Source organism: Marinomonas mediterranea MMB-1, assembly GCF_000192865.1.
In the GTDB taxonomy this organism is placed as follows: Bacteria; Pseudomonadota; Gammaproteobacteria; order Pseudomonadales; family Marinomonadaceae; genus Marinomonas; species Marinomonas mediterranea.
In genome coordinates, this window is the sequence record NC_015276.1 from 2127253 (window position 1) to 2141561 (window position 14309).

At 41.8% G+C, this 14309-nt stretch carries 15 protein-coding genes and 1 pseudogene; 14 read left to right on the forward strand and 2 right to left on the reverse strand.

Annotated features, from left to right (window positions below; genetic code table 11):
• Positions 1–194: 194 nt before the first annotated feature.
• From MARME_RS09745 to MARME_RS09800, 12 genes and pseudogenes are all read left to right on the forward strand, one after another.
• A complete protein-coding gene (locus tag MARME_RS09745; RefSeq protein WP_013661093.1) occupies positions 195–959 on the forward strand; it encodes a TRADD-N-associated membrane domain-containing protein in 765 nt (254 codons plus the stop codon).
• A gap of 229 nt (positions 960–1188) precedes the next feature.
• On the forward strand, positions 1189–2937 hold the full coding sequence (locus MARME_RS09750; protein ID WP_013661094.1) for a hypothetical protein: 1749 nt from the start codon (positions 1189–1191) through the stop codon (positions 2935–2937).
• A 246-nt stretch (positions 2938–3183) separates the two neighbouring features.
• The gene (locus MARME_RS09755; protein ID WP_013661095.1) at positions 3184–3600 is read left to right on the forward strand and encodes a hypothetical protein; all 417 of its coding nucleotides are present in this window, start codon (positions 3184–3186) and stop codon (positions 3598–3600) included.
• 196 nt (positions 3601–3796) lie between these two features.
• The gene (locus tag MARME_RS09760) at positions 3797–4648 is read left to right on the forward strand and encodes a tyrosine-type recombinase/integrase (protein WP_013661096.1); all 852 of its coding nucleotides are present in this window, start codon (positions 3797–3799) and stop codon (positions 4646–4648) included.
• On the forward strand, positions 4645–5700 hold the full coding sequence (locus MARME_RS09765) for an IS91 family transposase (protein ID WP_013661097.1): 1056 nt from the start codon (positions 4645–4647) through the stop codon (positions 5698–5700). Before MARME_RS09760 ends, MARME_RS09765 begins: the two co-directional genes overlap by 4 nt.
• A gap of 374 nt (positions 5701–6074) precedes the next feature.
• Positions 6075–6515: a hypothetical protein gene (locus MARME_RS09770; protein WP_013661098.1), complete on the forward strand. Its 441-nt coding sequence runs from the start codon at positions 6075–6077 to the stop codon at positions 6513–6515.
• Positions 6516–6712: 197 nt separating this feature from the next.
• On the forward strand, positions 6713–6910 hold the full coding sequence (locus tag MARME_RS22480) for a hypothetical protein (protein WP_013661099.1): 198 nt from the start codon (positions 6713–6715) through the stop codon (positions 6908–6910).
• Positions 6911–6915: 5 nt separating this feature from the next.
• Positions 6916–8049 (forward strand): annotated as a pseudogene (locus tag MARME_RS22685) (IS91 family transposase).
• 304 nt (positions 8050–8353) lie between these two features.
• Positions 8354–9172, forward strand: coding sequence for an alpha/beta fold hydrolase (locus MARME_RS09785; protein WP_013661100.1), 819 nt, complete (start codon positions 8354–8356; stop codon positions 9170–9172).
• Positions 9173–9597: 425 nt separating this feature from the next.
• Positions 9598–10047, forward strand: a complete 450-nt coding sequence (locus MARME_RS09790; RefSeq protein ID WP_013661101.1) for a GNAT family N-acetyltransferase — start codon at positions 9598–9600, stop codon at positions 10045–10047.
• 129 nt (positions 10048–10176) lie between these two features.
• Positions 10177–10632 (forward strand): hypothetical protein, encoded by a 456-nt coding sequence (locus MARME_RS09795; protein ID WP_013661102.1) that lies wholly within the window; start codon positions 10177–10179, stop codon positions 10630–10632.
• A gap of 58 nt (positions 10633–10690) precedes the next feature.
• The gene (locus MARME_RS09800) at positions 10691–11134 is read left to right on the forward strand and encodes a hypothetical protein (RefSeq protein WP_013661103.1); all 444 of its coding nucleotides are present in this window, start codon (positions 10691–10693) and stop codon (positions 11132–11134) included.
• 40 nt (positions 11135–11174) lie between these two features.
• Here the strand turns inward: MARME_RS09800 and MARME_RS09805 are convergent, their stop codons facing one another.
• Positions 11175–11516, reverse strand: a complete 342-nt coding sequence (locus MARME_RS09805) for a thiamine-binding protein (RefSeq protein ID WP_013661104.1) — start codon at positions 11514–11516, stop codon at positions 11175–11177.
• 148 nt (positions 11517–11664) lie between these two features.
• Between MARME_RS09805 and MARME_RS09810 the strand changes: the two genes are divergently transcribed.
• Both MARME_RS09810 and MARME_RS09815 read left to right on the forward strand, forming a co-directional pair.
• Positions 11665–12027 (forward strand): hypothetical protein, encoded by a 363-nt coding sequence (locus MARME_RS09810; RefSeq protein ID WP_013661105.1) that lies wholly within the window; start codon positions 11665–11667, stop codon positions 12025–12027.
• A 242-nt stretch (positions 12028–12269) separates the two neighbouring features.
• Positions 12270–13433, forward strand: a complete 1164-nt coding sequence (locus MARME_RS09815; RefSeq protein WP_013661106.1) for a sterol desaturase family protein — start codon at positions 12270–12272, stop codon at positions 13431–13433.
• A gap of 119 nt (positions 13434–13552) precedes the next feature.
• Here MARME_RS09815 and MARME_RS09820 read toward each other — a convergent pair whose 3' ends face one another.
• A complete protein-coding gene (locus MARME_RS09820; RefSeq protein WP_013661107.1) occupies positions 13553–14053 on the reverse strand; it encodes a cyclic nucleotide-binding domain-containing protein in 501 nt (166 codons plus the stop codon).
• Between the last annotated feature and the right edge of the window lie 256 nt (positions 14054–14309).

Here is a 14309-nt window from a genome sequence, read left to right on the forward strand (position 1 = left end):
GCCATACCGATAAATACATATGCGCATGCTCGTTTTCAATGCTCGCTTTTTCGGGAGGGTTGAAAAGTTATTTTTATTCAAAGGGTTAGAAAGAAATGTGAAATAACCCGACTGGATAAATGAGCATGCCTATTAATAAAATGTTATACAATACTCAGCAATCAATTAGGGATCATTGAAGATAAGGTAATAATATGCCTGAAGTAGACATAGTTTTTACGCCGAAGGAAAAGATTGAGCTCCTTAAGAAGCAGAAGGCGTCATTTGAAAAGCAAGCGGACAAATTTCGATTTAGAGTGACCCATCTATCTATAGCGATAGCATTAGGCTGGATTTTATTAATAGGCCTTGGGTATCTTGAAAACGAACTTGATGGAACCAAGGAAATATTAACTTTTTCAATGGGAGGTATTGCTGCAGGGTCAGGGATTTACGTTTTCCTTATTTATTACGTTCGGTTTTTTACGTGGTTTGCTAAATCGAATGTTGATAAACAACTACTAAAAGAAGGCGCTGCAAACTTACAAGATACAATTGAAACTGATTTTGTTACAAAGCTTGTTCAGATTAACTTTAAATACTTGGACCAGTATTATGAACAAACACAAAATCAAGCTAATAAAAGCTTTTTTCTAGCGGCTTTTGCATCACTAGCTGGTTTAGCTGTCATAACTACGGGAATCGTTATGATGTATAACGGCTCGGGAGATGTCACTCCTGCATATGTTACAACAGCAGCAGGGGTTACTAGCGAGTTTATCGCAGCTATATTTTTCTATTTTTACAATCAAACTGTCAGCAAAATGTCAGATTATCACGACAAATTGGTAGTTACACAGAATATTAGTCTCGCCCTAAAAATTGCAGAAGATCTTGAAACTGACGATAGAAGCGATACTCAGAAGCAACTTGTTGATAGGTTGTCAGAAAATGTTAACGAATACCTAACTAGAAAGTAGATAAATGTATAACAAAGCCAGCCAGTGGGACTTCCGCACTGCGTGCTCCAGCCCCTGCTGGCGGCGTTATATTGTAAGGAAAGTGCGTAAATTTTTTATAACTTACTTTTTTTTGTCATACCTGTTCATAATTTAACAAGAATAATCAATAAATTCACAAGAGAAAGATTTCTTTAGCAAAGTTATCCTCACCTTTAGAAAACTTAAGAAATATAAAAGGGTAGGTAATATGACTGATTATGAGAAGATCGCCAATGCGATGATAGAAATGAGAAAGCAAGGGGTTAAAGCCGAGATATATAGAGAATGGATCAAGTCTTCAGATGGTATTGAAGGAATAATACGGAAACTTGATTATGAAATAGATAGACTGCAAGCATTGTATCCTAAAAGCAATCTAAGAACATTGCTCGAAGGCGTCGAGCAGGAAGCTAATGGGCAAGTGGTTAAGGCTATCACTACCGAACTTACAGAGTTAGCCTGTATAACTGAAATGACGAGTGCCATGGAAAAGCTTAGTAAGAGTATTGTCATGCTTGCTCAAAGTATAGCGGTGCAACAATTGGAGGGTGTCGGTTGCCCATTCAAAGATAGTAACTTAGTTGCTTCTGGAAAACTATTGTTATCAGCAGTCGTCGAAATCGCAATTTCAATGGTAGCTGTACCTATCGGCTCAATAGCTGGCGGATTGATCACCCAAGCTTTGGGTACTACAGGCCCAAGTGAATTTGGCTTAGTCCCTACTAGAACTGTTAAAAATGACGATACTGTTAAATTAGATTGGAATGTTCAGTGGGGGACCGGCGGAAATTTTGGTAGTAATCTTAGTCAGGCTGCTCGCGAGTCAGTAACTAATTGGTGTACAGGCCTTATTTCAAGTGCAATTTCAGGCACTGTAAATGAGGCGAAGAAACAAGTTGTAAAGTGTGGTGCAAAAACAACTGACATGCCGGATGTTGCTGTATCGGGTTCCACCATTGGAAACATACCTGAAGTAGATATCAGCCAAGTGTTCCCTGATGCTATTTCATTTGACGATAAAAAAATTGAAAACCTAATTATTCGCATATGCTTCTTAAATCAATTGAGCTCAAGGAATAAGAATTGGTGGGAACTAAGCGCAACGGAAGGGGCTACGCTTGTTGAAACTGAGTTGATGAATAGCGGGATGGTCATATACAAAGAAAAAAGAGCTAAATTAAGTCATGACATGGTTGTTAGAACGCGAAACCTTATCGAATGGCAGATGTCGCAAGCAAATGATGGTTCAGCAGCAGCTGCTGTAGCGTACAAAACAATTATTGCCTGGCACCAGTGGCAGCATGAACATAATGTATCCACCAAAAAAGTTTATCGCGATACTACTTGGGATAAACTTTCCAAGATAACGGTAAATGGAAAATCATTGATACAAAGAAAAGATTGGGACCATATCAAGACTGAAGTAATCCAAAACCCCGCTTACATCGATGAATCTGAAGTAAATGACTTATTAAAATCAAAGACATTTTTAAGCAACATTAATAATTACGCAAAAGTCCTTGAGGTGCCTTATGTGGAGAATGAAAGGGGTCGCACAAAGCTTTGCGAAAGTATAATTCAGATATATCGTAAAGTAGAATATAAACGGAGAACTTCAGAATGGAAAAGTGGTTTACTGATGCGCTGTAGTGGTATGAGGGCAAATAATGAAGATAATTGCGTCGGTACATTGTTGACCTCAGTCATTTTGGATATTAAATTCGAAGAAGAAGTTATAAAGAAAAGTGAGGAAGATCTACAAATTCAGACCTCTACCATACAAGAAATTGCTAAGCTTGTTGCCCACAGACTTACTCCTGAACATAAAGATATCTCTAGAAATGCATTGTGGCATGTCGAGCTTATGAATCCTAAGCCGAAAGAAGAAGAAAATAATGTAACCTTTAACAACCCGCTTGTTGCAAGGCATCAGGTCAATTCTAAACTTAGTAATTAAAATTGATGGAGTAGACGCTAATTATATCTGATTTTTGGATATGTGAGTTCGCTAGATACATAGCTATAATAGTTTTTAGACATAATGAAAATAGCTACGGTAAGTTTAAATTGCAATATAACAAACAAATCAACACCGACAACTACTACTCCGGATTTTTTGTGTGCGGTTCGCTTCCATTTTACACACAAAAAACTTCCGCAGTAGTTGCGGGTTATTTGGGCGTTATATGCAAAGGAGTATGCTGTGAACCTGAGAATTCTAATAGTCATATCCTTAATTCTTTCTTTATCTGGTTGTTTAATCAAAGAGTGGGAAGATGTAAGTGGGGAGAATGAATTTAAAGGCATTATCGGGACTCAACTTAAGACTAAAGTTAAATTCGTAATCCATGGTGTAACAACGGAGCCTAACTATGAGGAAGTTCTTCATCACTACTCCTTAATGGAGGCTCCGGGTTTCGGTGGCCCTGAAGTTTTAAGTCGCGAAGAGTTACCTATAGGTACTAAGTTTAAATTAGTAAAAGTTATTCGTTGTGTAGATTGTACGTTTAAGAGGGAAAATATAGTGCTAGAGCTTCTATCAAATGATAATTACCAAGATGCTCCGATTGCTTACCACTACGATCGTTTTATAAAAATGAAAGCCGAGTACTTTGAGTGATTTCCATACAAGAATTTAAAGCGGGACTGCTAACAGTTTGCTCGGTTTCGCTTCGCTACACATTTTAGCCAACAATTATCAGCCCCTTAAATGAGTGTTGAGCTAAGCCGCTTCGCGGAGCGTTATTTGAATACCCCAACTTAGTCGTTCGCGACCAAACTTAACTGTCCTGTTAATTCATTATAGGAGAGTTTATATGTCTGCGTTACATCAAAAAATCATTGATACAATGACCCTTGAAGGGTTATCCCCCCTGACTCAAAAGGCCTATCTTTATCAGATTGGTGAAGCGTCACGCTATTTTAACCTGCCGCCCGACCGTATCCGGCGGGCAGATATACAGCGTTATATCCTACACCTTATACGGGATCGGGGCTGGAGTTGGTCAAGTTGCCGACAGAGTGTTCATGCTCTGAACTTTTTGTACCAGAAGGTGTTGTCTAGAAACCGTTTAAGAGTTGCTTTACCTCACCCCAATAAACAACAGCGTATTCCTGATCTCCTTTATCCAAACGAAGTACATCGAATGATCTCAGCCTGCGAACGAGGAAAGGCGAAAGCAGCGATAATGCTGGCTTATGCCACAGGCATGAGAGCGGGAGAGATTGTTAGGCTTAAGGTGCCTGATCTCGATGGTAAAAACAGCTGCATTAAAATCAGAGAAGGAAAGGGAAGGCGAGATCGCTACGTGTTGTTTCCAGAAGGGCTCAAAGTTCCCCTTAGAGAATACTGGAGGGTGTTTCGTCCAACAGATTATGTTGTTTACGGATTGGATAAGGATCGAAAAATCGATACCTCAACTCTGAGACGAGGTCTTAAACTTGCAGCACAACAGGCAGAAATACATAAAGAAGTACGTTTTCATAGTTTGCGCCATGCGTTTGCGTGCCATCAACTATTAAGAGGCATGCCTCTTCCCAGGCTCCAGATATTACTCGGTCATCAGGTCATCCAGACCACGTTTAGGTATTTACAGTGGATCGCCATGATGGATCTAAAAGAAGAGTCGTCAGAAGACTTATTGAGACCGCTGGAGACAACGCAATGAAAGGCATGGAAAAGGTTAACCTTGCTCAGCTGGTTCAGCATTGTCAACAGAACCAAACTTTATGTGCAAGCCCACGGCAATGGCAGGTGCTTCATCACATTGAAGACTGCCGAACTGAAAAGATGGGAACGGGGCAATACGAATGCCATCATTGCGGGTATCACTGGTACTGGCATCACAGCTGTCGAGATCGTCATTGTCCACAATGTCAGACCAAAGCAAATGAAGATTGGGTAAGAAAACAAACAGAGCGAAGTGTGCCAGCGCCGTACTTCCATATCGTGTTTACTCTGCCTCACCAGCTCAATGAATGGATCAGCCAGCATGATAGAGTCATCTACCACGCCTTGTTTCACTCTGCTTGGCAAACCTTAAACGTGCTCGCGATCCGAAAATATCACGGTAGAGCAGGGATGACGGCTGTGTTGCATACTTGGGGGCAAACGCTGGTACGACATGTTCATCTGCATGCACTCGTGCCAGCCGGTGTACTGGGGACGCAATCTTGGAAGCGAGTCAACAAGTCGTATTTTTTGCCCGTCAAACTGATGTCGAATCGATTCAGAGGGCTCATGGTGAGCCTGCTACGTGAAGCACACAAGCAAGGCGAATTGGAAGGTGTTACACAGCAACAGCTTACTTCTAAACTAAACGAACTGATGTCTGCTCCTTGGGTAGTGTATTGCAAATCCGCACTGGAATACCAAGAGACCCTGATCCGCTACCTTGCTCGCTATACGCATCGTATTGGTCTGAGTAATCACCGTATTCAATCGTGGGACGGCGAGCATGTCCGCTTATCGTACAAAGACTACCGAACGAATACACAAAGCCAGATGACACTCACACCCGAAGAGCTGCTAAGGCGGTTTTTGCTTCACGTTCTGCCGAAAGGGTTCATGCGAGTAAGACACTATGGCTATATGTCGAATGCGATCCGACGAAAGAGCCTATTAAAAATACGAGAACAAGATGCGCCCCGTCCTGAAAAAGATAAAAAGCACCCAACAGGAGTCTCCGGTAATAGGATGTCATTGCCCTGCGTACGGTGACTCGTCGGCACACTACATAGGCGAAGTCACCTCGAACCGTTGGAAGCGAGAAAGATTAAGAACAGGCTAGTGGCATAAAACGAACACGAACGTCAGCGAAAACAGAATCAGGTCAAAGAGCTTGGGGATTAGGCTTGCCAATTGCCTAGGATCTGGGTAAAACTATAGAGATAGAAGATAAAAAACGATCAAAAAGAATCTTCTTAGCCTGATTTAAGGACAAGAGCACTCGAAAACACACCGCAAAGACACAGGGAGGTCATATCATGAAAAAAGCAAATTCCCTATATAAAGACGCGGCCGTTCAACAGACGGTTATAACTGCGGCTGCGTCGCCGTATAACCATTAATTGTTATGTTGCTAGGGAAAGTTTGTGACCAAATCGATAAAACAGAAAGAAGCCTTAGCTAATTCCAGAAACAAGGAATTAGACGCTGTTCAGAAACTAGATCCTCAATTTAGTTGCCAAGGTGAAGTTGGGTCTTTTATAGGTTTGTATTTGCAGTCTGAAGTCTTTGCAAAAAAATTACAGCGCTATTATCGAACTGATATAAATAAAACAGCTGAAGATAAGTTAAACATTACTGCTCTTAAAGCCGCTTTAAATCACTTTAAACTCACTTTCGATGATACGGACTTACCTGAGTTGTTTAAAGGCGGAGCGGGTAAACAAAATGAAAAATCAGCCAGGCAATTACGTAACGGATATCTGCACTCATTGTCTAGCAATGATAAAAAAGAGATACAGAAAAAAGCTACAACGCTTAACTCTAAACTACGTAAATTTTTAAGTCTCAGGCTTTCAGCAACATAACAAGCGCATTAAATCTGACGTTTCATATTGTCCGATTTTTTGCTTAAAAAAACATGACGCAAAAAAGCGTCCAACATGCTCCGCAGCTTATGCGGGCGTTGAACTAAGCCGCTTCGCGGAGCGTTCTTTGAATACCCCAAATTAGTCGTTAGCGACCAGACTTAACGGTCCTGTTAATTCATTATAGGAGAGTTAATATGTCTGCGTTGCATCAAAAAATCATTGATACAATGACCCTTGAAGGGTTATCCCCCTTGACTCAAAAGGCCTATCTTTATCAGATTGGTCATCAGGCCATCCAGACCACGTTCAGGTATTTACAATGGATTGCCATGATGGATCTAAAAGAAGAGTTATCAGAAGACTTATTGAGACCGCTGGAGGCAACGCAATGAAAGGCATGGAAAAAGTTAACCTTGCTCAGCTGGTTCAGCATTGTCGACATAACCAAACCCTATGTGCAAGCCCACGGCAATGGCAGGTGCTTCATCATATTGAAGACTGCCGAACCTCAAAGATGGGAACAGGGCAATACGAACGCCATCATTGCGGGTATCACTGGTACTGGCATCACAGCTGTCGAGATCGTCATTGTCCTCAATGTCAGACCAAAGCAAATGAAGATTGGGTAAGAAAACAAACAGAGCGAAGTGTGCCAGCGCCGTACTTCCATATCGTGTTTACTCTGCCTCACCAGCTCAATGAATGGATCAGCCAGCATGATAGAGTCATCTACCACGCCTTGTTTCACTCTGCTTGGCAAACCTTAAACGTGCTCGCGACCCGAAAATATCACGGTAGAGCAGGGATGACGGCCGTGTTGCATACTTGGGGGCAAACGCTGGCACGACATGTTCATCTGCATACCTTAGTGCCAGCGGGGGTGCTGACCACTCAATCTTGGAAGCGAGTCAACAAGTCGTTTTTTTGCCCGTCAAACTGATGTCGAATCGTTTTAGAGGGCTCATGGTGAGCCAGCTACGTGAAGCACACAAGCAAGGCGAATTGAAAGATGTTACACAGCAACAGCTTACCTCATAAACTAAATGAACTGATGTCTGTTCCTTGGGTAGTGTATTGCAAATCCGCACTGGAATACCAAGACACCTTGATCCGCTACCTTGCTCGCTATACGCATCGTATTGGTCTGAGTAATCACCGTCTTCAGTCTTGGGATGGCGAGCATGTTCTCTTATCGTACAAAGACTACCGAACGAATACACAAAGCCAGATGACACTCACACCCGAAGAGCTGCTAAGGCGGTTTTTGCTTCACGTCCTGCCAAAAGGCTTCATGCGAGTGAGACACTACGGCTATATGTCGAATGCGATCCGACGAAAGAGCCTATTAAAAATACGGGAACAAGACACGCCCCGTCCTGAAAAAGATAAAAAGGAGCCGGAAGAAAAAAGCACCCAACAGGAGTCTCCGGTAATAGGATGTCATTGCCCTGCGTGTGGTGATGCGTCGGCTCACTACATAGGTGAAGTCACCTCGAACCGTTGGAAGCGAGAAAGATTAAGAACATGCTAGTGGCATAAAACGAACACGAACGTCAGCGAAAATAGAATCAGGTCAAAGAGCCTGAGGGGTTAGGCTTGCCAATCGCCTAGTAACTGGGTAAAACTATAGAGATAGACGATAGTAAACGATCAAAAAGAGTCTTCTTAGCCTAATTTAAAGGCAAGAGCACTCGAAAACACACCGCAAAAACACAGGGAGGTCACATCATGAAAAAAGCAAATTCCCTATATAAAGACGCGGCAGTTCAACAGACGGTTATAACTGAGGCTGCGCCGCACTATAACCATTAATTGTTATATTCAAGGAGTTTAAATTGAACAACTGGAGTCTCCAGTACACCTTTCAATATAAAGGGCGGGAAGTAAAGTACGATATTAAAGGTGAGGGAGAACCTCTAATTTTGGTACACGGTACGCCGTGGTCGTCTTTCAACTTAAGACATTTGATTGATGACTTAGCCTGCCATTATAAGGTTTACTTCTTTGATCTACTTGGATATGGAGAATCGGATAAAAGTGAAGCCGATGTTTCTCTTGGAATACAAAATAAATTATTGAATGCTTTAGTTAAACATTGGGAATTGGAGTCGCCTTTTATTGTCGGTCATGACTTCGGTGGTACGACAGTGTTGAGAAATCATATCTTAGATAAAGGTAGTTATAGAAAGATTGTTGTCATTGATCCTGTCGCGTTATCTCCTTGGGGATCACCATTCTTTAAGCATATCGAAAAACATGAAAGCGCTTTTTCTGGGCTACCAGATTATATTCATTCAGCAATAGTCGAAGCGTATATAAAAACAGCTGCACACCAAAATCTTACACAAGAAACAATCGATGGAATATTAACGCCATGGAGTGGTGAACAGGGAAAGCAAGCTTTTTATCGACAGATTGCTCAAGCCGATTCAGTTTTTACTGATGAATTTCAAGATAAGTTTAACGAGGTAAACGCACCTGTTCTCATATTGTGGGGTGAAGAGGATGAGTGGATACCTTGCGAACAAGCTTATGTACTTCAAAGTAAAATAAAAGGTTCTAAGCTTGTGACCGTGCCAGATACGGGGCATCTTGTGATTGAAGAGGCTCCTGCTTTGCTATCTGCTGAGATTAGAGCGTTCTTCGAAAGTTGAATATAACAAACGCGTCAATTAAGACGCTCGCGAGCTCTAAACCGTTTTATAATTATGTTCGAAGATCGACTATCTGAATACTTGTAACCAAGAGCAGTTACACAGAATTATTTACAGGGTCGAAACCGTCTTACTATAAATATCTCGGGAAAGTACGAATAAGTCTTATGGGCTTCAGTCTTAACGAAGATAAGCTGCTTCTCTGAAAGACCCGAAGGGCGTGGCGTACTTTGAGTTAACTTCGCGCTCTCTTTCATTCTTTGTTAGCTTTCTTACCAATATGTTCAATATTGGACAGCGACACTTGTCTCCAGACATTTGCCTCGAATAAAGAAGCGTTATCCACTCGCTGAAGCCAGTGGACTTGTTCACACCTTCCCTAGGTATCACAATAAGAGACAAACCAAATTACATGGAGGCTTTATATGACGATTCGAGCATATCGTGATCACGATTATCCAAGCATTGTCGACATTTACAATAGCTCGAAATTAGATGAGCTTCGGTTCGAGGCGAAACCGTTTGTCTTGCTTCGTCTTGAGGAGGATGAAAAGAGGTTATCCAGCCTAAAAGAGTCGGACATATACGTATATGAAGATGGAAAAGTGCTAGGGTACGGCGCGCACTTCGGTACAGAAATTAGAGCGCTATTTGTATGCCCTAGTGCGAGAGGAAAAGGCATTGGTAAGGCCCTTTTAAAATTTCTCTTGTCCAAATTAGACGGTAAAGTGAATCTGTTTGTTGCTAAGACAAATACTCCGGCGAAAGAGCTCTATAAGTCTTATGGCTTTGTGATATCGGATGAATTTATCACCGAATATAATTGTGAGCCTGTGCTTGCGAATGAGATGGTTCGTTTAAAAAGGAAGTGCTGATGATTAGTTAGTAATAAAGGACGGGGCTTCACGCGATAAATGGCTTATTAATCCATATAATCTAGCAAGTTTGAGTATTAAACTGCACAGAGAAACATGAACAAAAACAGACATGGAAAGGTTTTCCCAATGAAGGTGAAATGGAGCTTTATATTGGCATCTATATTGACAAGTGCTGGAGCTATATTGCATATAGCGATTATTATCGGTGGACCTGATTGGTATAGAGCGTCTGGGGCAGGGAATGAATTGGCTCAAATGGCCGAGTCAGGGTCGGTCTATCCCGCTTTTCTTGGCAGCGTCTTAGTACTCATTTTCTTTGGTTGGGCTATCTACGCACTTTCAGGTGCTGGTATCATCATGCGGTTACCCTTATTAAAAACCGGACTTGTCTTAATTGCCTTTCTTTGTACCGTTAGGGGGCTTTACGGCTTCTTCGTACCAGTCTTAATAAAAACGGAATACGTCGTTGGCTTAGGAATCGAATTTTGGGTGTTTAGTTCTTTAGTGTGGCTTGCTATTGGCTTAAGTTATTTACATGGTTTACGAACTAATTGGTCGTATATCGCTGGTAAAGAACAATAACATTTGTATTAAGGCCGACTGCTTAGGAGCAGTGCGTTAGGTTTCACAAGGAAAGTAGATGATAAAACAGAGAATTAACCTTCTTCATATAGTGGGAGTGCTTACGGTATTAGTCGCTCTATTTCACATTGTTTGCATCATTTTTGGTGGGGATTGGTATCGGTTGCTCGGTGCTGGTGAGGAAATGGCACAATTGGCTGAAAGCGGAGATCCTTATCCAACGATTGTGACGAGTGTCCTTTCGGCTGTTTTTCTACTTTGGGCAGCTTACGCTTTTTCTGGTGCGGGTTTAATTATTAAGTTGCCTTTGGTTCGGCTGGCTTTAGTGCTAATTTCTATTATTTTGTTCACTAGATTGTTTGGTTTTTATTTCATTATGCCCGCTTTTCCTGATAACTCGTTAACGTTCTGGTTCGTAAGTTCAGGTATTTGTTTGCTGCTCGGTTTAACATACCTGTTAGGTTTAAAGCAAAGATGGCGTTCAATTAGCGGTAGTGACTAACGAGGCCATTTGCTTTATTGCGAGTGGTAGCTTTTAAAAACTAGCTGTTTACGAACATGTGGTTCGCTTTGGTCACGCCACGATCGTAGGTGCAAAATGTGTCTGTTGCCGCTTCAGTCTTGCTGTGGATTTTAATGTTGGTAATGACTTCTACTGCGCCAGCGTCATAGCAAGCTTGTTGAGCGTCTTTTGCGATCTCTAATAATTCGTTGAGTTCACCTTTCATTGTCGTTTCCATCGCGCTCACTTGGTATGGAACGCCAGACGCCTTTACAACGTCTATGGCTTTGTCGACGACTTCAAAGTTGTTCCCTTCTTTGACTCTAGGGATGACTTGAAAGGCGAGCATGACTTCATTCAGTAGCGGCTTTTGGTTAGACATTAGTCCTTTCTCATTGCTTTTGTGTATAGTTAGTGACGTATAGTAGCATTAGATAGCTTTAGTTGGGTGCCAGAGCACCCTATCACTTAATGTGATGTGAGTTACACGAATGACTTTAAATTATTGCTAACTTAAATAGGAGAGGAATATGTCAGACTCTATTTCAACTTTCTTCGATGCATGGCAAATCGAAGACGCTAATGACCGACTTGATCAAATTACCCGCGCTGTCACGGTCGGAATCCTATACGACGACCCTCGTACGCCAAACACTGTAACGGGGATTGATGCGTTAAGTCACTATGTGGGTATGTTCAGTGCAAATGCGCCAGGTTGGTCAGCAAAAGTTGTAAGTAAAGATACAATCGGTAATGTGACTCGGGCCAACATTGCTTTTAGCGGACTTGACCCTGATGGCGTTGAAAAAACTCAAATAGGACAATATTTTGTCGAGAAAGAAGGCGACTTAATATCTCGTATGGTGGGTTTCGTTGGCACTGGCGAGCAGTAAATTTGGTCGCTGAGTCTTCGCTAAGGGCTAAGGGGAGTGCCAAAGTGAAAGAGGCGCTGGAATGGTTGGGTGCCGTACTGAAATCACAGAATGTACAGTACCAAATGTCCGAGGCCTTGCCGCTATTTGTTTTAAAGAAGGCATCATTAGTAAATATTAAAAGTCCTTCTTGAATATATGAGTCTTTGGCTCCACTAAGAGCAACTTAAGATACGATTTAGCATCCAGAAGGAATAGATTTAATGGAAGAGCAATATGAATACAGGGAGCGTAACGTTGAAAAAGATACGTCTAAAGAGTTTCGCTTTGGCGAAGGACGAATTAGCGGTATCGCTTCACTAATGCTCGGTGTCTTGAGCTTGTTGGCGGTGCTCGCTTACCTTTACCCTTCTTATTTGACGACGACCGAATTACGTAAAGTCTATGATGCAGAGCAGTTGCAGGTTGTTTTGAAGTATGGAATGTATTTTTCTTTGTTGCTAGGCGGGCTGACTTTTTTACTAAATAAAGGAAGGTATAAAGCGGTAGGCGTCTGTGGGATCGGATTGACGTTGGTGGCTTTCGCATTGGGAGGCTACAGTGTCCCTGTTGGGCCAGTTGAACCGAAGGCGCTTTCTTTAGGCGTTGATTGGCTTATTCTTGCTTTTTTAGGATCCGTTATCGTCTTTGTTACGTTGGAGAAACTGTTCCCTAGGTATCGTGATCAACTCATAATGCGTCCCGAATGGGGGACTGACATGTTCTACTTTTGCTTTAACCATCTTGCCATTTCTGCAATCTTGCTTTTTGCTAACTACCACACAAGTCATTTTAGTTGGGCGGTTAGTACTTCAATACAAGAGATGATTCGATCTATTCCTATATGGGGGCAGGTTGTATTAATTGTGCTGTGTGCAGACTTTGTGTTGTATTGGGAGCATCGTTTATACCATGAAGTCAATGCTTTGTGGCCAATACATGCAGTGCATCATTCGGTAGAGCATATGGATTGGTTAGCGGGTTCGCGCGGGCATTTCGTGCAGGTGTTCTCTGAAAGAGCGATGGTGATGATTCCGTTGTATTTACTTGGGCCTGATCAAGTTGCATTAAATATTTATGTCACTTTTGCCGCGCTTCAAGCAATCTTAATCCACTCAAATCTATCTATCCCTTTTGGTCCGTTAAAATTTGTTTTGGTAACTCCTCAGTTTCATCACTGGCATCACAGTTCTGAAAAGCCGGCTATTGATACCAACTATTCTGCTCATACTGTTTTGTTTGATGCCATGTTTAACACTATGCATATGCCAGGAAAACACTGGCCTGCGGAATTTGGTACAACCGTACGCTTACCTAGGTCAGTCATAGGTCACTTGTTTTACCCTATAACGGCGAACTTAAAACGCTTTAAGATTAACAAGCGCTAAGTGAGTGTGGTCAGTTTGCTTAGAGTTAGAGTCTGAATGGCAGAATTGAGCGAGGAGAGTGCATAATCACTCTCTTGTCACTGTTACTCTCTTGTCCCTGTCGGTCGAAGCGGGCAGGGCTAATTTATTCTCGTCGTATCGAGTATGGTTTCTTTCTCTACTAAGACATTGCTTACATGTCGAACCGCTCTGGCCATGTCGCGCGCTAAATTTAGAATGAGTATGCCAAAATCAAAGGCGTATTGATCGTGAAATTGGTTGAAGAGGTCGTTATTTACTTCAAGTAAAACACAGTCTGTTTTAGCTTTTGCTGAGCCAACTCGATCATGTAACGCAATCATGGAAACAAACCCAAGAGCTTCGCCAAACGAAACTGTGCGAGTGTGATAAATCGCTTCGTTATGTTGTTTGTAAAAATCAACCTCACCCTCAATAATAATGAAAAAGCTGCTTACCTTTTCACCAAATTCGAAGATGAACTCGCCCTTCTCGTAAGACAGGATCTTGCCTTCGTTGATCATAAACTGAATCGCGGGTTCTGATAGTGCACCGAAGACAGAGCCACTTTTAAAGTAATCAGCACGATAGTTTTGTTTTCGAGTTCTATTGACGGTGTTCATAAGCCACCCTCCCTTTACATTTACTCTTTCATTATGGCAGGCTGATGGGCTGCGTACTGTTAGTTTTAACTACGTATCGTAGAAGTGTGTAAAAAAGCGCGTTAATTTATTGCTCTGCGTCCTTAGTTTATGTAAAGTTCGCGCTAGTTACGAAACTTGATCTAACTGAGACGTAGCTATATAACTATAATGATATAAGATATGCTAAAAATCACGATTTTAGACTCATTTCTGTAAATTTGCATATAAGTTGAAA

Coding starts and splice junctions, on each gene's coding strand:
- MARME_RS09750 (WP_013661094.1), top strand. CDS start 1,189: ATGACTGATTATGAGAAGATCGCCAATGCGATGATAGAAATGAGAAAG.
- MARME_RS09790 (WP_013661101.1), top strand. CDS start 9,598: ATGACGATTCGAGCATATCGTGATCACGATTATCCAAGCATTGTCGAC.
- MARME_RS09815 (WP_013661106.1), top strand. CDS start 12,270: ATGGAAGAGCAATATGAATACAGGGAGCGTAACGTTGAAAAAGATACG.
- MARME_RS22480 (WP_013661099.1), top strand. CDS start 6,713: ATGTCTGCGTTGCATCAAAAAATCATTGATACAATGACCCTTGAAGGG.
- MARME_RS09795 (WP_013661102.1), top strand. CDS start 10,177: ATGAAGGTGAAATGGAGCTTTATATTGGCATCTATATTGACAAGTGCT.
- MARME_RS09745 (WP_013661093.1), top strand. CDS start 195: ATGCCTGAAGTAGACATAGTTTTTACGCCGAAGGAAAAGATTGAGCTC.
- MARME_RS09765 (WP_013661097.1), top strand. CDS start 4,645: ATGAAAGGCATGGAAAAGGTTAACCTTGCTCAGCTGGTTCAGCATTGT.
- MARME_RS09800 (WP_013661103.1), top strand. CDS start 10,691: ATGATAAAACAGAGAATTAACCTTCTTCATATAGTGGGAGTGCTTACG.
- MARME_RS09810 (WP_013661105.1), top strand. CDS start 11,665: ATGTCAGACTCTATTTCAACTTTCTTCGATGCATGGCAAATCGAAGAC.
- MARME_RS09760 (WP_013661096.1), top strand. CDS start 3,797: ATGTCTGCGTTACATCAAAAAATCATTGATACAATGACCCTTGAAGGG.
- MARME_RS09820 (WP_013661107.1), bottom strand. CDS start 14,053: ATGAACACCGTCAATAGAACTCGAAAACAAAACTATCGTGCTGATTAC.
- MARME_RS09805 (WP_013661104.1), bottom strand. CDS start 11,516: ATGTCTAACCAAAAGCCGCTACTGAATGAAGTCATGCTCGCCTTTCAA.